Here is a 20745-nt window from a genome sequence, read left to right as displayed (position 1 = left end):
GCATGCTCATGTCACACCCCGCTCGCCACGTTATCGTGCAGCGGGATCATCGCTTCCCGCGCCCAACGCGCGCTCAGACGCTGGCCGGTCTGGTGCTGTGCGCTGCTGTCGATCCATTGATTGTTGGCGTGGCTGATGCTCAGGGTCTGACCGTTATCCAGCTTCAATTCATAACGCGTGGCGCGGCCCTGATACTGGATGTCATGGAGCAGACCGCTGACTTCGATTTCGTGACTGGCCAGCGGGCCTTCGGCAAAACGTACATGTTCCGGACGGATCGAAAACGGCTGCGGATGGCCGCTGATTTGGCGGGCCAGATCGCCGCGAATCACGTTCGAGGTGCCGACGAATTCAGCCACGAATGTGGTGGTCGGTTTCATGTACAGATTGCGCGGCGTGTCGACTTGTTCGATGCGGCCCTTGTTGAACACGGCGACGCGATCGGACATCGACAGCGCTTCGGTTTGATCGTGAGTGACGAAGATGAAGGTGATGCCGAGCTGGCGTTGCAGCTTCTTCAATTCACTTTGCATTTGTTCGCGCAGTTTCAGATCGAGTGCACCCAACGGCTCATCGAGCAGCAGCACACGCGGACGATTGACCAGAGCGCGGGCGAGGGCCACGCGCTGGCGCTGACCGCCTGACAATTGCACCGGTTTGCGTGCGCCATAACCGCCGAGGGCGACCATGTCCAAGGCTTCTTCGGCGCGTTTGTGGCGCTCGGTTTTACCGACGCCTTTGACCTTCAAACCGTAGGCGACATTGTCGAGGACGTTCATGTGCGGGAACAGCGCGTAGTCCTGAAACACCGTGTTGACGTCACGTTGATACGGCGGCAAACCGGCCGCTTCGGCGCCGTGGATGCGGATCGAGCCGGCGCTCGGTTGTTCGAACCCGGCGATCAGGCGCAGGCAGGTGGTTTTGCCCGAGCCGGAAGGGCCGAGCATGGAAAAGAACTCGCCGTCCTCGATATCGATGGAAACCCGGTCAACGGCCTTCACTTCGCCGAACTGCCGGGAAACGTTGGTGAACTGGACTGCAAGCGTCATGGTGCGGTGCTCCAAAAAGGCGAGGGCCGTCGCAGCGGCCCAGCCTGGACTTCTGAAAAATCTGAAACGTTTTACGGTTTGCTTGGTTCACACATTCGGCGGACGAGATGCGATCCGCTTTTAGCTCCCTCTCCCTCCGGGAGAGGGCGGGGGGTGAGGGTGGCTTTATTGGCCGTTGCTCTGAAGTCAAAGGCAAGGTCAAAAGCTACCCCCTCACCCCAGCCCTCTCCCCCAGGGGGGCGAGGGGGGAAAGGGAGCAGACCGCGTCGTTGTCGAGAGCTAGCGGCCGCCCATGATCGCGATGTAATCCTGGGTCCAGCGGCTATACGGCACAAACTTGCCACCCTCAGCCTGCGGGGTTTTCCAGAAGGCGATCTTGTCGAACTGGTCGAAACCGTTGGTCTTGCAACCTTCAGCACCCAGCAATTCGCTCTCCTTGCACGCCGCAGGAACGGCCGGCAACGAACCAAACCAAGCTGCTACATCACCCTGGACTTTCGGTTTCAGCGACCAGTCCATCCACTTGTACGCACAGTTCGGGTGCTTGGCCTCGGCGTGCAACATGGTGGTGTCAGCCCAGCCCGTGGCGCCTTCTTTCGGAATGGTCGACGCGATCGGCTGCTTCTCGTTCATCAAACCATTGACCTGATACGGCCACGCACTCGATGCCACCACGCCTTCGTTTTTGAAGTCGCTCATCTGCACCGTGGTGTCGTGCCAGTAGCGGTGGATCAGCGGCTGCTGCGCGCGCAACAGGTCGAGCACGGCTTTGTATTGATCTTCGGTGAGCTGGTACGGATCCTTGATGCCCAATTCAGGCTTGGTCGATTTCAGATACAACGCCGCATCGGCGATGTAGATCGGCCCGTCATAGGCCTGCACGCGGCCCTTGTTCGGCTTGCCGTCGGGCAGATCCTGCGCGGCAAACACCACGTTCCAACTGCTCGGCGCGGTCTTGAATACGTTGGTGTTGTACATCAGCACGTTCGGGCCCCACTGGTACGGGGTGCCGTAAGTCTGGTTGTTGACCACGTACCACGGCGCGTCTTTCAGGCGCGGGTCGAGGGTGTTCCAGTTCGCGATCAACGCAGTGTTGATCGGTTGCACACGCTTGCCGACGATCAACCGCAGCGACGCATCGCCCGACGCGGTGACCAGGTCATAACCGCCCTTGGCCATCAGGCTGACCATTTCGTCGGAGGTCGCAGCGGTCTTCACATTGACCTTGCAGCCGGTTTCTTTTTCGAAACCGGTGACCCAGTCGTAAGCCTTGTCGCTCTCGCCACGTTCGATGTAACCCGGCCACGCAACGATATCCAGCTGACCTTCGCCAGCACCGACAGCCTTTAACGGCTCGGCCGCTTGCAGGCTGGCGCTGGCCAGCAGGGCCGTGGTGATTGCACTGAGCAGTGCGGTCTTGTGCACGAACATGGTTGAACCCTCTTCTTCAAATTATGGTCGGGGCAGTTGTGAACGCGGTGAAGCATGCCGTTGGCGGCTTGTTATTAGCGTAGTCAGAGATGCTGGCCGTGGCGGGCCATGATGTGCCGCACCACGCTGTAGTCCTGCAGCGAATCACTGGATAAGTCTTTGCCGTAACCGGAGCGTTTCAGCCCGCCGTGGGGCATTTCGCTGACCAGCATGAAATGGCTGTTGATCCACGTGCAGCCGTACTGCAGGCGCGCGGCAACTTGCATCGCCTTGTCCAGATTCTGTGTCCACACCGACGAGGCGAGGCCATACTCGGAGTCGTTGGCCCAGTCGACGGCCTGCGCGAGTTCGTCGAAACGGGTCACGGTGACCACCGGGCCGAACACTTCGCGCTGAACGATTTCGTCGCTTTGTTTGCAACCGGCGAGCAGCGTCGGTTGATAGTAGAAACCGGCACCGGAATGCACCGCCGCACCGGTCACCCGCTCGATGTGTGGTTGGCCGAGGGCGCGCTCGACAAAACTGGCTACGCGGTCGCGTTGGCGGGTGCTGATCAGCGGGCCGATCTCGTTGTCGGCATCACGTTTGCCGGCGAAGCGCAGGCTGCTGACGGCTTGGCCGAGTTCGGCGACCAATTTGTCGTGAATCCCGGCCTGCGCGTAGATCCGGCATGCGGCGGTGCAGTCCTGGCCGGCGTTGTAGTAACCGTAAGTGCGCACTCCGTCGACCACGGCCTGGATGTCGGCGTCGTTGCAGACGATTACCGGGGCTTTGCCGCCGAGTTCGAGGTGCGTGCGTTTCAGGGTTTTCGCGGCGGCCTGGAGGATTTTCTGCCCGGTGACGATATCGCCGGTCAGCGAGACCATGCGCACTTTGGCGTGACCGACCAAATGGCTGCCGACGCCTTCGCCACCCCCGCAGATGATGTTGATCACCCCGCGCGGAAGAATCTCGGCGAGCGCTGGCGCCAGCGCGAGGATCGACAGCGGCGTGTGCTCGGAGGGTTTGAACACCAGCGTGTTGCCGGCGGCGAGGGCCGGGGCGATTTTCCACGCGGCCATCATGATCGGGTAATTCCACGGCGCAATCGAGGCGATCACGCCAATCGGATCGCGACGAACCATGCTGGTGTAACCCGGCAGGTATTCACCGCTGAGCTGACCGGTCTGGCAGCGCACGGCGCCGGCGAAGAAGCGGAATACATCGACGGTCGCCGTCAGATCGTCCTGACGCGCCAGGTGCAGCGGCTTGCCGCAGTTCAGCGATTCGAGGCGGGCGAGGTGATCGGCGTGTTTTTCCACGGCGTTGGCAATCTCGAGCAACAGGTTGGAACGTTGCTGAGGCGTGGTGCGCGACCATTCGGCAAAGGCGCGGTGGGCGGCGAGGATGGCGGCTTCGACTTGCTCGGTGCTGGCCTCGGCGATGTGCGTGAGGATCTCACCGGTGGCTGGGTTAAGAATCGGCTCGACAAAACCTTCCCCAGCGACCAATTCGCCGTCGATCAACAACGCGGTACACATCGGGGTCTGCGCGCCAGCCATCTTCCGCGATCTCTTTTCTTGTGTGGCCATTGTTGCTCCCTGATATCGGGAGCCGACCGTCTTATAGATGCAGCAAGACTAGTGCGCGGCTCCGAGGTCGACAAATTCTAAATACTGAAGGCTGTGTTCGATTAAATAGATGGCTTGCGTCCGCCGTGGGGTTGTTCACGGGCTACGGTCAGGAATGGGTCGACCAATGCCGGGCGCGCGGTGCCACGACGCCAGGCCAGACCAACGTCGAGGGTCTGGTTGAGGTCGGCGATCGGACGCGCTTCGATGATGTCGCCCTCCAGTGACCACGGGCGATAAGTCATGTCCGGTTGAATCGACACGCCCAAACCGGCGGCAACCAGACTTCGTACAGCCTCGGTGGACGCGGTTCGCAGAGTGATCTTCGGTTGCAGCCCGGAACCGCGCCAGAAACGCTGGGCATTGCGATCCATCTCATCGACGTTCAGTTGAATCAGAGGTTCGCGGGCAACGTCGGCGAGGTTGATGCTGTCGTGCTCCAGCAGTGGATGCTGGGCTGGCAGCCACAAACGGTGCGGTGAGTGGGTCAGTACTTCAGTTTGCAAAGCGTGACGATCTTCGAGGTTGGAGAGGATCAGCACGCCGACATCAATCTCGCCGCTGACCAGCAAATGCTCGATGTAAGGGCGCTCGTCTTCCATCACACGGATCTCGACATTGGGATAGGCGCGTTGGAATCGTGTGAGCAAATCCGCTAGGTAATAACCGGCGACCAGACTGGTCACGCCGACGATCAACTGCCCGGCGACCTGATCGGTACTCTGTTGCAGGCTGCGCTTGGCGTTGTCGACGGTCGCGAGAATCAGGTGCGCCTGACGCAGGAATTGATGCCCTTGATGCGTCAGGGTCATGCCCTTGGCGTGGCGGCTGAACAGGCTGACGCCGATTTCCTCTTCGAGTTGCTGGATCGCCAGCGTCAGAGTCGATTGGGAAATGAATGCAGTTTGTGCGGCGGCGGAGATCGAGCCGGTCTCGGCCACGGCGATGAAATGACGAATCTGACGCAAGGTCATCATGAGAAGGGGTACCCAGTGGGCGGTTTTTATAGATTGGCCTGAGTGTATATCTATTTTCGCGAACGGCTCGGGCGTACTGAGCAACATCTGGAAGCACACTCGCGGGCCGGGCAGGGGCACTTTCGAACTAGGCTGAGGGCCTTATAGATCCGGATAACCCCTGTTTTGGAGGCGGAACATGAACACCCGTGGATTGCTCGATCAACTGCTTAAATCTGGCCAGGATCTGTTGCAGAACAAGGCTGGCGGAACGCACAACAAACCGGCGGCCGGTGGCTTGGGCGGTTTGCTCGGCGGTTCTTCAGGCACTGGCGGCCTCGGCAGTCTTTTGTCCGGCGCAGGTGGTGGCGCGTTAGCTGCTGGCGCGATGGGCTTGTTGCTCGGTAACAAGAAAGTGCGCAAGGTCGGCGGTAAAGTCGCGATCTACGGCGGGCTGGCCGCGCTGGGCGTACTGGCCTACAAGGCCTACGGCAACTACAACGCGCAAAAAGGCACGGCCCCGCAACGCGAACCACAGACCCTCGACCGTCTGCCTCCGGTGCAGGCCGAACAACACAGCCAGGCCATTCTCAAGGCGCTGGTCGCTGCCGCGAAGGCCGACGGCCACATCGATGACCGCGAGCGTCAACTGATCGAAGGCGAATTCACCAAACTCGACAACGATCAGGAGCTACAGAACTGGCTCCACGCCGAACTCAACAAACCCCTCGACCCCACCGACGTCGCACGGGCCGCGAGCACGCCGGAGATGGCGGCAGAAATGTACATCGCCAGTGTAATGCTGGTGGATGAGGAGAACTTCATGGAGAAGTCATATCTGGATGAACTGGCGCGCCAGTTGAAGCTGGAGCCAGGTTTGAAGGTGGAACTGGAGAAGCAGGTGCGGCAGGCCTCTGTGTAGAGACAGCGTGCTTTAACAATCGCAACCCCCTGTGGGAGCGAGCCTGCTCGCGAAAGCGCCGGGTCAGACGACATCGATGTTGACCGTTCCGGCCTCTTCGCGAGCAAGCTCGCTCCCACAGGTTATTCCGGCGTGCACGGAGCTTGCTCGCGATGATGTTTCAGCCTCACTGCATACGCCATGGCCGATCTATCGCCTCCTTTTGCCATTACCCCACTGGCACGCCCACCCGCAATTGTCGGACAGTCCCAGCCCAGAGCCCTCCCGCGACCAAGGCGGACAGGCCCGAGGGTTACAAAGCGTCTTATAAATGAAACACCGCCCTCGGCTATACTCCCCGCATTTCGACTAGGCACGAGGAATCACTGTGAAGAACTGGACGTTGCGCCAACGCATTTTGGCGAGCTTTGCGGTGATTATCGCCATCATGTTGCTGATGGTCGTCGTTTCGTATTCACGGCTGTTGAAGATCGAGGTCAGTGAAAACAGCGTGCGTGATGACGCGATTCCCGGCGTCTATTACAGCTCGATGATTCGCGGCGCGTGGGTCGACAGCTATCTGCAGACTCAGGAACTGCTCGGGCTCAAGGAAGGCCAGGGGATTTCCAGCGAGGACGCGGCTGACTACAAGGCGTTCGAGGCTCGTCTGCAGGAGCAGATGGCCAACTATCGCAAAACCATGGCGACCGACGAGGATCGTGTCGAGTTCGCCGCGTTCGAGAAGTATCACGACGCCTACATCCAGATTCAGGATGCCGTGCTGGATCTGCACAAACGCAACCTGGAAGCGGACGCGGTCAGGATGTTCCACGACAAGCTCACGCCTGCCTGGTATTCCGGGCGCATGAAGCTCAACGACATCATCGGCGAAAACAAGACAGTCGCCGATCAGGCCATGAACAATATCGACGATGCCGTGGCCGCAGCCAAAGTCAGCATGTTCATTTCCCTGTTGGTCGCTGTCCTCGCCGCTGGCCTGTGCGGTCTGTTGCTGATGCGCGCAATCATGGCGCCGATGAACCGCATTGTGCAGATCCTCGAAACCATGCGCACCGGTGACCTCAGTTCGCGTCTGAACCTCGATCGCAAGGACGAATTCGGCGCCGTCGAAACCGGCTTCAACGACATGATGACCGAGCTGACCGCGCTGGTGTCGCAAGCCCAGCGCTCCTCGGTGCAGGTGACCACTTCGGTGACCGAGATCGCCGCCACCTCCAAGCAACAACAAGCCACCGCCACCGAAACCGCTGCCACCACTACCGAAATCGGCGCGACGTCGCGCGAGATCGCCGCCACCTCGCGCGACTTGGTGCGCACCATGACCGAAGTGTCCACCGCCGCCGATCAGGCCTCAGTGCTGGCCGGCTCCGGCCAGCAAGGTCTGGCGCGCATGGAAGACACCATGCACTCGGTGATGGGCGCGGCCGATCTGGTCAACGCCAAACTGGCGATCCTCAACGAGAAGGCCGGCAACATCAATCAGGTGGTGGTGACCATCGTCAAAGTCGCCGATCAGACTAACCTGTTGTCGCTCAACGCAGCGATTGAAGCCGAGAAGGCCGGCGAGTACGGACGCGGTTTTGCCGTGGTCGCCACGGAAGTGCGGCGTCTGGCGGATCAGACCGCCGTGGCCACTTACGACATCGAGCAAATGGTTCGCGAGATCCAGTCGGCGGTGTCGGCGGGTGTGATGGGCATGGACAAGTTCTCCGAAGAAGTACGCCGTGGCATGTCCGAAGTGCAGCAGGTTGGCGAGCAGCTGTCGCAGATCATCCATCAGGTGCAGGCGCTGGCGCCGCGGGTGTTGATGGTCAACGAGGGCATGCAGGCGCAGGCCACCGGTGCCGAGCAGATCAACCACGCGCTGGTGCAACTGGGTGATGCCAGCAGCCAGACCGTCGAGTCGTTGCGTCAGGCCAGTTTCGCCATCGACGAACTGAGCCAGGTGGCCGTCGGGCTGCGCAGCGGCGTTTCGCGATTCAAAGTCTGATGAGCGAAATCATCGCCAAACGCAGCGCCGCGCAGGTGGCGAAGCCGGCGTTGTTCCTGCTGTTTCGCATCGGTAGCGAACGTTACGCCCTGCGCGCTACTGAAGTCGCCGAAGTGTTGCCGCGCCTGCCGTTGAAGCCGATCGCGCGGGCGCCGCAATGGGTTGCCGGTGTGTTCGCTTATCGCGGTGCGGTAGTCCCGGTAATCGACCTCAGCGCATTGACCTTTGGCCATCCCGCTCAGGCGCGTACCAGCACGCGTCTGGTGCTGGTCAATTACCAGCCTGATCAGTCGCAACCGGCGCAATGGCTTGGGCTGATTCTGGAACAGGCCACCGACACCCTGCGTTGCCATCCGCAAGAGTTTCAGCCTTACGGCCTCGACAACCGCGAGGCGCCTTACCTCGGCCCGGTGCGTGAAGATGCGCAGGGATTGGTGCAATGGGTACGGGTCAATGATTTGCTCGATGACGCCGTGCGTACTTTGCTGTTCCCCGATCCGCCGTTGAATCCGGCGCAGCTTGAGGCGCAGCCATGAGCGGCGATCAACGTTTTTTCGACTTTCTCAAGGAGCGCATCGGCCTCGATGTGACGTCGGTGGGCCCGGCGATCATTGAGCGCGCGGTGCGTCAGCGCACCACGCTCTCGCAAGCGGCGCATGCCAATGAGTATTGGCAGTTGCTGCAAGGCTCGCGGGATGAACAACAAGCGTTGATCGAAGCGGTGATCGTTCCCGAGACATGGTTTTTCCGCTACCCGGAATCTTTCGCGACGCTGGGCAAACTCGCCCGCAAACGCCTTGGCGAACTGAACAACATGCGTGCCTTGCGCATCCTCAGCCTGCCGTGTTCCACCGGCGAAGAACCGTATTCGATTGCCATGGCCTTGCTCGATGCCGGGCTCAAGCCTCATCAGTTCAAGGTCGACGGCATGGACGTCAGTCCGCTGTCGGTGGAGAAGGCGCGGCGCGCGTTGTACGGCAAGAATTCGTTTCGCGGTCAGGATCTGGACTTTCGCGAGCGGCACTTCACGTCTGAGCAGGACGGTCATCGAGTCAATGAAAACGTCCGTGAGCAAGTGCGTTTGCAGGTCGGCAACGTGCTCGATCCGACGCTGCTGGCCAGTGAGCCGGCGTTCGATTTCGTGTTCTGCCGCAACCTGCTGATCTATTTCGATCAGCCGACGCAAAAACTGGTGTTCGAGGTGCTCAAGCGCCTGACGCACTTCGATGGCGTGCTGTTTATCGGCCCGGCCGAGGGCAGTTTGCTTGGGCGGTTGGGCATGCGTTCGATCGGCATCCCGCAATCCTTTGCCTTCAGTCGCCACAGTGAGCCGCATCCCGAACCGCTGCCGACAGCCAAACCGATCGCGGTGCCGATCAGCCAACCGCAGCGCAGCACGCCGCCAGCGCCGGTGCGCAATCGACCGTTTGCTGCCGTAACACCACTGCCAATCGCCAGCAAAAGCGCGAACCCGGACGCGGCGACGTTGCTGGCCAACATCGCTGCACTGGCTAACGAAGGCAAAAGCGCCGAAGCCCGGGCGGCGTGCGAACAGTATTTGCGCAGCCACGAACCGGTGGCCCAAGTCTTTTACTGGCTCGGCTTGCTCAGCGATGTCGCCGGCCTGACCCTCGAAGCCCAGGGTTTCTACCGCAAGGCGTTGTACCTCGAACCGCAACATCCCGAAGCGTTGATGCACCTGGCCGCATTGCTGCAGGCCCAGGGCGACAGCGTCGGTGCCAGACGATTGCAGGAGCGCGCCGCCCGCAGCGGGCGCACCGCCGACAGTGAGCGTAAACGATGATCCCGTCCGACACCTTGAACGTCACCCACGAAGACGCCCGGGCCATCGACGATTGCTGGAACCGCATCGGCATTCATGGCGACAAGTCCTGTCCGCTGCTTGAAGACCACATTCATTGCCGCAATTGCTCGGTGTATTCCGCCGCTGCCACGCGCTTGCTCGACCGTTATGCGTTGCAGCAGGACGAGCGCGACCCGGTGGCGACTGCCGTAGAAAGCGATGTGAAAACCCGCTCGTTGCTGATGTTCCGTCTCGGCGAAGAATGGCTGGGACTGGCGACGCGCAGCCTTGTTGAAGTGGCACCGTTGCAGGCGATTCACTCGTTGCCGCACCAGCGCTCGCGCGCCTTGCTCGGTGTGGCCAATGTACGCGGCGCGCTGGTGGCGTGCCTGTCGCTGGTTGAGTTGCTTGATCTGGATGGCAACTCGGCGCCAGCCACAGGCGCGAGAATCATGCCGCGCATGTTGATCATTGCCGCCCATGGCGGACCGGTGGTGGTGCCGGTGGATGAGGTCGACGGCATTCATGCCATCGACGAGCGCATTCTTGATGCGGCATCGCAGTCCGGGGCGCAAGCCAGCGCGAAATACACCCGTGGCGTTCTGCAATATCGCGGTCGCAGCCTGCGTTGGCTGGATGAAGAACAGCTGTTGTCCGCCGTGACCCGGAGCCTCACATGACCCCCGAGCAAATGCGCGACGCCTCGCTGCTGGAGTTGTTCAGCCTCGAAGCCGAAGCCCAGACCCAAGTGCTCAGTGCCGGATTGCTGGCGCTGGAACGTAACCCGAGCCAGGCCGATCAACTGGAATCGTGCATGCGCGCGGCGCACTCGCTCAAAGGTGCGGCGCGGATTGTCGGCATCGACAGCGGTGTCAGCGTTGCGCATGTCATGGAGGATTGCCTGGTCAGTGCGCAGGAAGGGCGGTTATTGCTGCGCCCCGAGCACATTGATGCGCTGTTGCAGGGCACCGATTTGCTGATGCGCATTGCCACGCCAGCGAATGCTCCGCAACCGGCTGACATCGAAGCGTATGTGGCGTTGATGGCGCAGTTGCTGGATCCATCGTCCGCGACTGCTGTCGCAGCGCCAGTCATGGCCGAATTGCAACTGCAAGCTCCGCGAGTTGAGCCGACGCCGCCAGCGCCCGTCATCGACGTTGCGAGTGAGACGCCAGAGCCAGCGCCACGCAAAAACAAACGCACTACCGAAGGTGGCGAACGCGTCTTGCGCGTTACCGCCGAGCGCCTGAACAGCCTGCTCGATCTGTCGAGCAAATCGCTGGTGGAAACCCAACGCCTGAAACCGCACCTGGCGACCATGCAACGCCTCAAGCGCATGCAGAACAACGGCCTGCGCGCGTTGGAAAACCTCAACGTGCACCTCAAGGAACACGCGCTGAGCCTTGAAGCGCTGGAAGCCCTGGAAGACGCGCGCCGTTTGCTCGCCGAATCCCAGCAACTGCTGAGCGAGAAAAACGCCGAACTCGACGAATTCGCCTGGCAGGCCAGCCAACGCGCGCAAGTGCTTTACGACACCGCGTTGGCCTGCCGCATGCGGCCATTTGCCGATGTGCTTACCGGCCAGGTGCGCATGGTCCGCGATCTGGGCCGCAGCCTCGGCAAACAGGTACGCCTGGAGATCGAAGGCGAGAAAACCCAGGTCGACCGCGACGTGCTGGAGAAACTCGAAGCACCGCTGACTCATTTGTTGCGCAACGCCGTCGATCACGGCATCGAAACCCCGGAGCAACGGCTGCTCAAGGGCAAGCCTGAAGAGGGCCTGATCCGCCTGCGCGCCTCGCATCAGGCCGGTCTGCTAGTGCTGGAATTGAGCGATGACGGCAACGGCGTCGACCTGGAAAAAGTCCGCCGCAGCATTGTCGAGCGGCAGTTATCCCCAGCGGAAACGGCGGCGCAGTTGAGCGAGGAAGAACTGCTGACCTTCCTCTTTCTGCCTGGTTTCAGCCTGCGCGACACGGTCACCGAAGTGTCCGGGCGGGGCGTCGGCCTCGATGCCGTTCAACACATGGTTCGCCAGTTGCGCGGCGCCGTAGAGTTGGAGCAGACCGCAGGCGAGGGCAGTCGCTTTCATCTGGAAGTGCCGCTGACCTTGTCGGTGGTGCGCAGTCTGGTGGTGGAAGTTGGCGAAGAAGCGTATGCCTTCCCGCTGGCGCACATCGAGCGCATGTGTGATCTGGCGCCGGAGGACATCGTGCAGGTCGAAGGCCGTCAGCATTTCTGGCACGAAGGCCAGCACGCCGGGCTGGTCGCAGCCAGCCAGTTGCTCAACCGCCCGGCCAGCCAGAACAGTGGCGAAACCCTCAAAGTCGTGGTGATCCGCGAGCGCGATGCAATTTATGGCGTTGCCGTAGAGCGTTTCATTGGCGAGCGCACGCTGGTGGTCTTGCCACTCGACGAGCGGCTGGGCAAAGTGCAGGACATCTCCGCTGGCGCCCTGCTCGACGATGGCTCGGTAGTGCTGATCGTCGACGTCGAAGACATGATGCGTTCGGTGGACAAACTGCTCAATACCGGGCGCCTTGAACGCATCGCCCGTCACGGCAATCAAGCCGCCGAAGCCGCGCGCAAACGCGTGCTGGTGGTCGATGATTCGCTGACCGTGCGCGAGCTGCAACGCAAACTGCTGCTCAATCGCGGCTACGACGTTGCGGTGGCGGTGGACGGCATGGACGGTTGGAACGCACTGCGTTCGGAGGACTTCGATTTGCTGATCACCGACATCGACATGCCGCGCATGGACGGCATCGAACTGGTAACTCTGCTGCGCCGCGACAATCGCCTGCAATCGCTGCCGGTGATGGTCGTGTCGTACAAGGATCGCGAAGAGGATCGCCGCCGTGGCCTCGATGCCGGCGCTGACTATTATTTAGCCAAAGCCAGTTTTCATGACGACGCCCTGCTCGACGCAGTGGTCGAGCTTATTGGAGGAGCGCGGGCATGAAGATCGCAATCGTCAACGACATGCCCATGGCGGTGGAGGCCTTGCGCCGGGCGCTGGCCTTCGAACCGGCGCATCAGGTGGTCTGGGTCGCCCGCAACGGCGCCGAGGCGGTGCAACTGTGCGCCGAAAACACCCCGGACCTGATCCTGATGGACCTGATCATGCCGGTGATGGACGGCGTCGAAGCCACCCGCCGGATCATGGCCGAAACCCCGTGTGCCATTGTCATCGTGACCGTTGACCGCCAGCAGAACGTGCATCGGGTCTTTGAAGCCATGGGCCACGGCGCGCTGGATGTGGTCGACACTCCGGCACTCGGCGCCGGCGACGCTCGGGAAGCCGCCGCGCCGTTGCTGCGCAAGATCCTCAATATTGGCTGGCTGATCGGCGAGAAGCCCACGCGTTCGCGGCCGGCGCCACCGGCCCAGCGCAGTTCCGCTTCGTGCCAGCGGCTGGTGGCGATTGGCTCGTCGGCTGGTGGGCCGGCGGCGCTGGAAGTCCTGCTCAAAGGCTTGCCGAAGGATTTTTCGGCAGCCATTGTGCTGGTGCAGCACGTCGATCAGGTGTTCGCCGCCGGCATGGCCGAATGGCTGGCCAGCGCCAGCGGCCTCGATGTGCGTCTGGCCCGCGAGGGCGAACCGCCGCAAGCCGGCGCGGTGCTGCTGGCCGGCACCAATCACCATATTCGCTTACTGAAAAACGGCACGCTGGCCTACACCGCCGAGCCGGTCAACGAAATCTATCGGCCCTCGATCGATGTGTTTTTCGAGAGTGTCGCCAGCTATTGGAATGGCGACGCCGTCGGGGTTTTATTGACCGGGATGGGGCGCGACGGGGCGCAAGGGCTTAAGCTCATGCGTCAGCAGGGTTACCTGACCATCGCGCAGGATCAGCAAAGCAGTGCGGTGTACGGCATGCCCAAGGCTGCTGCGGCGATTGATGCCGCGGTTGAAATCCGTGCACTGGAAAAGATAGCGCCACGATTGCTGGAGGTTTTCCCCAAATGAACAGGTTTATCGGCAATCCTGGCCCCCGCAGTACACAGGTGACCGCCCATGAATGACTTACAGATCGACGACATTAAAACCGACGAAAACGCCGCCATGGTGTTGTTGGTGGATGATCAGGCGATGATCGGCGAAGCGGTGCGCCGTGGGCTGTCGAATCAAGAAAACATCGACTTCCACTTCTGCTCCGACCCGCAGCAGGCCATCGCGCAGGCGGTACGGATCAAACCGACGGTGATTCTCCAGGACCTGGTGATGCCCGGCCTCGATGGCCTGAGCCTGGTGCGCGAATACCGCAATCACCCGGCGACCAAGGACATTCCGATCATCGTCCTGTCGACCAAGGAAGACCCGCTGATCAAGAGCGCGGCGTTCTCCGCCGGCGCCAACGATTACCTGGTGAAACTGCCGGACACCATCGAACTGGTGGCGCGCATCCGCTATCACTCGCGCTCGTACATGACGTTGTTGCAGCGCGACGCGGCGTATCGCGCGCTGCGGGTCAGCCAGCAGCAATTGCTCGACACCAATCTGGTGCTGCAACGGCTGATGAACTCCGATGGCCTGACCGGGCTGTCCAACCGTCGGCACTTCGACGAATACCTGGAACTGGAATGGCGCCGCTCGTTGCGCGATCAGAGCCAGCTGTCGTTGTTGATGATCGATGTCGATTACTTCAAGTCCTACAACGACAGCTTTGGCCATGTTGAAGGCGACGAAGCGCTGCGCAAGGTCGCCACGGCGATCCGTGACGCCAGCGCGCGACCGTCGGATCTGCCGGCGCGTTATGGCGGTGAGGAGTTTGTGCTGGTGTTGCCGAACACCTCGCCGGGCGGTGCGCGGCTGGTGGCGGAGAAACTGCGGCAGACCGTGGCATCCTTGAAAATTCCGCACAACACCCCGGCGGAAGGGGCGAGCCTGACCATCAGTATTGGTCTGGCGACGATGGTGCCGCAGGCGGGTAGTGATTGTCGGTTGCTGATTTCAGCGGCGGATCGTGGCTTATATCTGGCCAAGAACAATGGGCGTAATCAGGTCGGGATCGAGTAGCGGCTGACCCTCACCCCATCCCTCTCCCGGAGGGAGAGGGGGCCGACCGAGGTGTCTTGGGTTCTGCATCGACCTGAAAGACCTCGGCGATTATGGATCTGTAAGCGTGGCGATCATGGATTCGGCAAAGCCCTTTCACGTCGGCGTACCTCTCAAATATCCCCCAATCGGTCCCCTCTACCTCTGGGAGAGGGTTAGGGTGAGGGCAAAGGTTTTAATGATCCCCACACCCGCCAGACGGGCTGCCGTGACAGCCTGATTACGTTATACTCGCCGGCTTTCAAAAGTTCGCCAACGAGTGCTGCCCGTCATGGAAATCAATCCGATCCTGAACACCATCAAGGACCTGTCCGAGCGCTCCGAAACTATTCGGGGGTATCTTTGACTACGATCAAAAGCATGAGCGTCTGACTGAAGTCAATCGCGAGCTTGAAGATCCGAGTGTCTGGAACAAACCTGAATACGCCCAGGAGCTGGGCCGCGAGCGTTCGGCGCTGGCGCAGATCGTCGATACCCTCGATGAACTGAACGCCGGCCTGGCCGATTGCCGCGATCTGCTGGACATGGCCGTCGAAGAAAACGACGAAGGCGCAGTGGGCGATGTCGTCGCCGAGCTGGCCCGTCTCGAGGAAAATCTGGCCAAGCTGGAATTCCGCCGTATGTTCAGCCATGAAATGGACCCGAACAACGCCTACCTGGATATCCAGGCCGGTTCCGGCGGCACCGAAGCCCAGGATTGGGCCAACATCCTCCTGCGCATGTACCTGCGCTGGGCGGATAAACGCGGTTTCGACGCGACCATCATGGAACTGTCGGCCGGTGAAGTCGCCGGTATCAAAGGTGCGACCGTGCACATCAAGGGCGAATACGCCTTTGGCTGGCTGCGCACCGAGATCGGCGTGCACCGTCTGGTGCGCAAGAGCCCGTTCGACTCCGGCAACCGTCGCCACACCTCGTTCTCCGCGGTGTTCGTCTCGCCAGAGATCGACGACAAGGTCGAAATCGAAATCAACCCGGCAGACCTGCGAATCGACACCTATCGTTCTTCGGGTGCCGGTGGTCAGCACGTAAACACCACCGACTCGGCCGTACGTATCACTCACGTACCGACCAACACCGTGGTCAGCTGCCAGAACGAACGTTCCCAGCACGCCAACAAGGACACCGCCATGAAAATGCTGCGGGCCAAGTTGTACGAGCAGGAAATGCAGAAACGCAACGCCGCATCGCAAGCGCTGGAAGACACCAAATCCGACATCGGCTGGGGTCACCAGATTCGCTCGTACGTGCTCGATGCGTCGCGGATCAAGGATCTGCGCACCAACATCGAACGCAGCGACTGCGACAAGGTACTCGACGGCGACATCGACGAATACCTGTATGCCAGCCTGAAATCGGGCCTGTAAAAGACGCAATACAGCATCGGCTGATTCAAGCCGATCCCTGTAGGAGCCAGCCCAGCTGGCGATCTCCGGGCCGCCAGGCCCGGGGGCAACGAACCTGATGGAATATCTAAAGACATGAGCGACCAACAACTCGACCCGCAAGCCCTGCAACAGGAAGAAAACTCCCTGATCGCCCTGCGCAAGGAAAAGCTGGCTGCCGAGCGCGCCAAGGGCAATGCCTTCCCGAACGACTTCCGCCGCGAAAACTACTGCGAAGATCTGCAGAAGAAATACGCGGACAAGACCAAGGAAGAGCTGGCAGAGGCTGCAATCCCGGTCAAGGTTGCCGGTCGCATCATGCTCAACCGTGGTTCGTTCATGGTGATCCAGGACATGACCGGTCGCATCCAGGTCTACGTCAACCGTAAAACCCTCTCGGAAGACACCCTGGCCGCGGTGAAAACCTGGGACATGGGCGACATTATTGCTGCCGAAGGTACCTTGGCGCGTTCCGGCAAGGGCGACCTGTATGTTGAAATGACCAGCGTGCGTCTGCTGACCAAATCGCTGCGTCCGCTGCCGGACAAGCACCACGGCCTGACCGATACCGAACAGCGCTACCGTCAGCGTTACGTTGACCTGATCGTCAACGAAGACGTGCGTCAGACCTTCCGCGTCCGTTCGCAAGTGATCGCGCACATCCGCAGCTTCCTGATGAAGCGCGACTTCCTCGAAGTCGAAACGCCGATGCTGCAGACCATTCCGGGCGGCGCCGCAGCCAAGCCGTTCGAAACCCACCACAACGCGCTGGACATGGAAATGTTCCTGCGTATCGCCCCTGAGCTGTATCTGAAGCGTCTGGTGGTCGGTGGTTTTGAAAAGGTTTTCGAGATCAATCGCAACTTCCGTAACGAAGGCGTCTCGACTCGGCACAACCCTGAATTCACCATGTTGGAGTTCTACCAGGCTTACGCCGACTACGAAGACAACATGGACCTGACCGAAGAACTGTTCCGTGAACTGGCGCAGCTGGTGCTGGGCAGCACCGACGTGCCGTACGGCGACAAGGTGTTCCACTTCGGCGAGCCGTTCGTGCGTCTGTCGGTGTTCGACTCGATCCTCAAGTACAACCCTGAGCTGACTGCCGATGATCTGAACGACATCGACAAGGCCCGCGCCATCGCCAAGAAGGCCGGCGCCAAGGTGCTGGGCTTCGAAGGTCTGGGCAAGCTGCAGGTGATGATTTTCGAAGAGCTGGTCGAGCACAAACTGGAACAGCCGCACTTCATCACTCAGTACCCGTTCGAAGTCTCGCCGCTGGCTCGTCGCAACGATGACAACCCGAACGTCACCGACCGTTTCGAGCTGTTCATCGGTGGCCGTGAAATCGCCAACGCCTACTCCGAGTTGAACGACGCGGAAGACCAGGCCGAGCGCTTCATGGCGCAGGTGGCCGACAAGGACGCCGGCGACGACGAAGCCATGCACTACGACGCCGACTTCGTTCGCGCGCTGGAGTACGGCATGCCGCCAACGGCCGGTGAAGGCATCGGCATCGACCGTCTGGTGATGTTGCTGACCAACTCGCCGTCGATCCGCGATGTGATCCTGTTCCCGCACATGCGACCGCAAGCGTAAACGTTTCAGTTAAAAAGCCGCCTAAAACAGGCGGCTTTTTATTGCCTGTCTGGTACAAATGTATCAATTGGTTAATTTTGCAATAGCAGAGGAAGTTCTGTCGTGATGGGTGCAATAGCTCAAGAGGGTGCAGCGGGTATCGCCACTGCGGTCGCTGAAAGTGTTCAGTACCAGGGTCGCAAGGCCAGCCGACAGGGCAGTGAGCAGCGTCGCCAGGACATTCTCGACGCCGCGATGCGCATTGTCGTGCGCGACGGCGTGCGCGCCGTGCGCCATCGTGCAGTGGCCGCCGAGGCCGGTGTGCCGCTGTCGGCGACCACGTATTACTTCAAGGACATCGATGACCTGCTCACCGATACCTTCGCCCAATACGTTGAACGCAGCGCGGCGTACATGGCCAAGTTGTGGGTCAACAATGAAGGTCTGTTGCGTGACATGGTCGTCAGTGGCGACGGCAGCCCGGAGTCGCGCTCGCAACTGGCGGACGATATTGCGCGGCTGATGGCCGACTATGTGCACCGGCAGTTGATTAACCGGCGTGAGCATTTGATGGCCGAACAGGCATTCCGTCAGGAGGCGTTGCTTAACCCGCGCCTGGCGATTCTGGTGCGTTCACATCAGCAGATTCTGTTGCAGGGTACTTGCCAGTTGTTCCAGGTGTTGGGCTCGCGTGAACCGCAGCAAGATGCCAAGGTGTTGACGGCGATTATCGGACGGATGGAATATCAGGGCCTGCTCAACGACGCCGAGCCTTTGGCCGAAGAGGACATGCTCGGCATTCTGACGCGGTATATGCACCTGGTGCTCGCGTCGGTCTGACCACAAGATCGTTCCCACGCTCTGCGTGGGAATGCCGCCGGGGACGCTCCGCGTCCCTTCGTCGACATGACGCAGAGCGTCAGTGAATGCATTCCCACGCAGAGCGTGGGAACGATCGATCACCATGAGGGCGGCCAATGTTCATAGGGAGTATTGAATGAAAGCCTGGCGTGGCGTGCTGATCGCCTTGTCGTTCCTGCTGCTCAGTGGCTGTCTGGTGACGTTCAAGGAACCGCTGACCGCCAGCGAACCGGCGCCCAAAGGCCTGCTCGGCAAATGGTCGAGCACCAATGCCTGGGGCGAGCCGATGAACCTTGAGCTGACGCGCCTGGGCAACGATCGCTATCAGGCCATCACGTACTTCAGGGCCAAACCCCACGAGCGTGAAGCCTATCCCTTCACCGTGTCGCGCCACGGCAGCCGCTGGTATCTGTCGGCGAAAGTGCCGGCGCGCTTCGGCGGCCACTTCACCATCGCCGGCTTCGAGCTCACCGACAAACACGAACTGGTGGTCTACAACCTCGATCTCGACCAGATCAATCAAGCGATCAACCAGAAAGCCCTCGACGGTCAGGTTTTCCAGACTGACGATGGCGACGGCGTACAGGTCGACAGCAACCTCGACAAGGTTTTTGCATACCTCGATGATCCGGCCAATTCCGATGTTTTCGTGGAAGCCGTGCGCTACCAGCGTCAGGCCCGCGCCAAATAATTCAGTTTTCTACAGGAGTTTCGGGTGGACGATTACCAGCAGACGATACGCATGTTGTCCGACCGCATTGTGCTGGCGCAGACGCCGATCCGTGTGCTCGACGCGGTCAAGTGGGACGAGAACATCCGCAAGGGTTTCCTCAAGGCCAAAGGCAAGGAAATGCCCGCCGTCGATCGCGACTACTACCTCAATCGGCCGCTGAGTTTCGATTCGAGCAAGGTCAAGCTGGAGTTCCAGAACATCGAGCGCGACATCACTCGCCAGCTCGGCCAGTTCAACCCGGTCGGGCAGATCATGCGCCGTATGTGCAAGGAATACCGCATGGTGGTGCGCATGCTTGAAGCGCGTGGCACCGAGGATTTCGGCCTGATTTCGCAGGAACTGTACGGCGCCGCCTCCGATGCATTCCACGCCGGTGACCCAACGCTGGCCGACCTCGGCCTGATGATGTCCGACTACCTGAACAACATTGATGGCCGTGGCGACCTCAAGGACGAGCCGAAAATTCTCACCGCCAAAGACGCGGTGCACTTGCTGCAGACCCGTCTGAACAAAGTGTTCGGCGAGGCCGAGGAAACCATCCGCGTGTTCGAGTCCGACGGCATCGTTGCCGACGCGGCGGCCGGCGCCGACTACATCAAGATCCGCACCGACGCGATGTTCAACGATCGCGACGTACGCGCGCTGGAAGTCCACGAAGGCCTGGTGCACGTCGGCACCACGCTCAACGGGCTGAACCAGCCGATCTGCACCTTCCTGTCCAAAGGCCCACCGTCGTCGACGGTGACCCAGGAAGGCCTGGCGATCCTGATGGAAATCATCACGTTCGCCTCCTACCCGAGTCGCCTGCGCAAGCTGACCAACCGCACCCGCGCCATTCACATGGTCGAGGAGGGCGCCGACTTCCTGCAGATCTTCGAGTTCTTCCGCGAGCAGGGCTTTGAGATGGCGGAAAGTTACGGCAACGCCAGTCGGGTTTTCCGTGGATCGACACCGACCGGGCTGCCATTTACCAAAGACTTGTCCTACCTCAAGGGTTTTATCATGGTTTACAACTACATTCAGTTGGCCGTGCGTAAGGGCAAACTTGAGCAGATTCCGTTGTTGTTCTGCGGCAAGACCACACTGGAAGACATGCGGACCTTGCGCCAGCTGGTGGATGAAGGATTGGTGGTGCCGCCGAAATACCTGCCGGATCAGTTCCGCGATTTGAATGCGTTGTCGGCGTGGATGTGTTTCTCCAACTTCCTCAATCACTTGAGCCTGGACCGGATCGAAGCGGATTACTCCAATATCCTTTGAACAACCAATTTCCCCTGTGGGAGCTGGCTTGCCAGCGATTGCATTCTGTCAGTCAATATTGATGTTGGCTGACCCACCGCCATCGCTGGCAAGCCAGCTCCCACAGGG

The 20745-nt window shown here is 60.6% G+C and carries 17 protein-coding genes; 13 read left to right on the top strand and 4 right to left on the bottom strand.

What is annotated here, in order from left to right; genetic code table 11:
- Positions 1–11: 11 nt before the first annotated feature.
- From CKW38_RS09225 to CKW38_RS09210, 4 genes are all read right to left on the bottom strand, one after another.
- Positions 12–1049, bottom strand: a complete 1038-nt coding sequence (locus CKW38_RS09225) for an ABC transporter ATP-binding protein (protein ID WP_095112555.1) — start codon at positions 1047–1049, stop codon at positions 12–14.
- A 279-nt stretch (positions 1050–1328) separates the two neighbouring features.
- On the bottom strand, positions 1329–2480 hold the full coding sequence (gene ydcS / locus CKW38_RS09220; RefSeq protein WP_095112553.1) for a putative ABC transporter substrate-binding protein YdcS: 1152 nt from the start codon (positions 2478–2480) through the stop codon (positions 1329–1331).
- Positions 2481–2563: 83 nt separating this feature from the next.
- Positions 2564–4021 carry a gamma-aminobutyraldehyde dehydrogenase gene (locus tag CKW38_RS09215; RefSeq protein WP_042704886.1) on the bottom strand — a complete coding sequence of 486 codons (1458 nt, stop codon included), beginning with the start codon at positions 4019–4021 and terminating at the stop codon, positions 2564–2566.
- Positions 4022–4152: 131 nt separating this feature from the next.
- Positions 4153–5067, bottom strand: coding sequence for a LysR family transcriptional regulator (locus tag CKW38_RS09210; RefSeq protein WP_007949637.1), 915 nt, complete (start codon positions 5065–5067; stop codon positions 4153–4155).
- A 178-nt stretch (positions 5068–5245) separates the two neighbouring features.
- On the opposite strand from CKW38_RS09210, the gene CKW38_RS09205 reads away from it, so the two are divergent.
- The 13 genes from CKW38_RS09205 to CKW38_RS09145 all read left to right on the top strand — a co-directional run bounded on the left by CKW38_RS09205 (position 5246) and on the right by CKW38_RS09145 (position 20637).
- Positions 5246–5968 carry a tellurite resistance TerB family protein gene (locus CKW38_RS09205; protein ID WP_095112551.1) on the top strand — a complete coding sequence of 241 codons (723 nt, stop codon included), beginning with the start codon at positions 5246–5248 and terminating at the stop codon, positions 5966–5968.
- Positions 5969–6335: 367 nt separating this feature from the next.
- Entirely contained in the window at positions 6336–7958 is a 1623-nt protein-coding gene (locus tag CKW38_RS09200; protein WP_095112550.1) for a methyl-accepting chemotaxis protein, read from the top strand.
- Positions 7958–8494 carry a chemotaxis protein CheW gene (locus tag CKW38_RS09195; protein WP_095112548.1) on the top strand — a complete coding sequence of 179 codons (537 nt, stop codon included), beginning with the start codon at positions 7958–7960 and terminating at the stop codon, positions 8492–8494. Before CKW38_RS09200 ends, CKW38_RS09195 begins: the two co-directional genes overlap by 1 nt.
- Positions 8491–9762, top strand: a complete 1272-nt coding sequence (locus CKW38_RS09190; protein ID WP_095112547.1) for a CheR family methyltransferase — start codon at positions 8491–8493, stop codon at positions 9760–9762. Before CKW38_RS09195 ends, CKW38_RS09190 begins: the two co-directional genes overlap by 4 nt.
- Positions 9759–10442 (top strand): chemotaxis protein CheW, encoded by a 684-nt coding sequence (locus CKW38_RS09185; protein ID WP_007908926.1) that lies wholly within the window; start codon positions 9759–9761, stop codon positions 10440–10442. The genes CKW38_RS09190 and CKW38_RS09185 overlap by 4 nt, the downstream gene beginning before the upstream one ends.
- Positions 10439–12724, top strand: a complete 2286-nt coding sequence (locus CKW38_RS09180) for a hybrid sensor histidine kinase/response regulator (protein ID WP_095112545.1) — start codon at positions 10439–10441, stop codon at positions 12722–12724. The genes CKW38_RS09185 and CKW38_RS09180 overlap by 4 nt, the downstream gene beginning before the upstream one ends.
- Complete coding sequence (locus tag CKW38_RS09175) at positions 12721–13731, top strand: chemotaxis response regulator protein-glutamate methylesterase (RefSeq protein WP_007908919.1); 1011 nt, start codon at positions 12721–12723, stop codon at positions 13729–13731. The genes CKW38_RS09180 and CKW38_RS09175 overlap by 4 nt, the downstream gene beginning before the upstream one ends.
- Positions 13732–13779: 48 nt before the next feature.
- Positions 13780–14781 carry a PleD family two-component system response regulator gene (locus CKW38_RS09170; protein WP_007908918.1) on the top strand — a complete coding sequence of 334 codons (1002 nt, stop codon included), beginning with the start codon at positions 13780–13782 and terminating at the stop codon, positions 14779–14781.
- 310 nt (positions 14782–15091) lie between these two features.
- Positions 15092–16187, top strand: a protein-coding gene (prfB, locus tag CKW38_RS09165) for a peptide chain release factor 2 (RefSeq protein WP_102358477.1) whose coding sequence is annotated in 2 segments (ribosomal slippage) — positions 15092–15163 and positions 15165–16187 — 1095 coding nt in all. Because the reading frame shifts where the segments join, the coding sequence is not laid out codon by codon here.
- Positions 16188–16301: 114 nt separating this feature from the next.
- Positions 16302–17804 (top strand): lysine--tRNA ligase, encoded by a 1503-nt coding sequence (gene lysS, locus CKW38_RS09160; RefSeq protein ID WP_007908910.1) that lies wholly within the window; start codon positions 16302–16304, stop codon positions 17802–17804.
- Between the two features lie 105 nt (positions 17805–17909).
- Positions 17910–18623: a TetR/AcrR family transcriptional regulator gene (locus CKW38_RS09155; protein WP_007908909.1), complete on the top strand. Its 714-nt coding sequence runs from the start codon at positions 17910–17912 to the stop codon at positions 18621–18623.
- A gap of 157 nt (positions 18624–18780) precedes the next feature.
- Positions 18781–19335: a hypothetical protein gene (locus CKW38_RS09150; RefSeq protein ID WP_095112544.1), complete on the top strand. Its 555-nt coding sequence runs from the start codon at positions 18781–18783 to the stop codon at positions 19333–19335.
- Positions 19336–19386: 51 nt separating this feature from the next.
- Complete coding sequence (locus CKW38_RS09145) at positions 19387–20637, top strand: flavohemoglobin expression-modulating QEGLA motif protein (RefSeq protein ID WP_176091693.1); 1251 nt, start codon at positions 19387–19389, stop codon at positions 20635–20637.
- Positions 20638–20745: the final 108 nt, after the last annotated feature.

The organism is Pseudomonas sp. Irchel 3H7 (assembly GCF_900187605.1).
GTDB lineage: Bacteria > Pseudomonadota > Gammaproteobacteria > Pseudomonadales > Pseudomonadaceae > Aquipseudomonas.
This window is presented reverse-complemented; position numbering and strand designations above follow the sequence as displayed.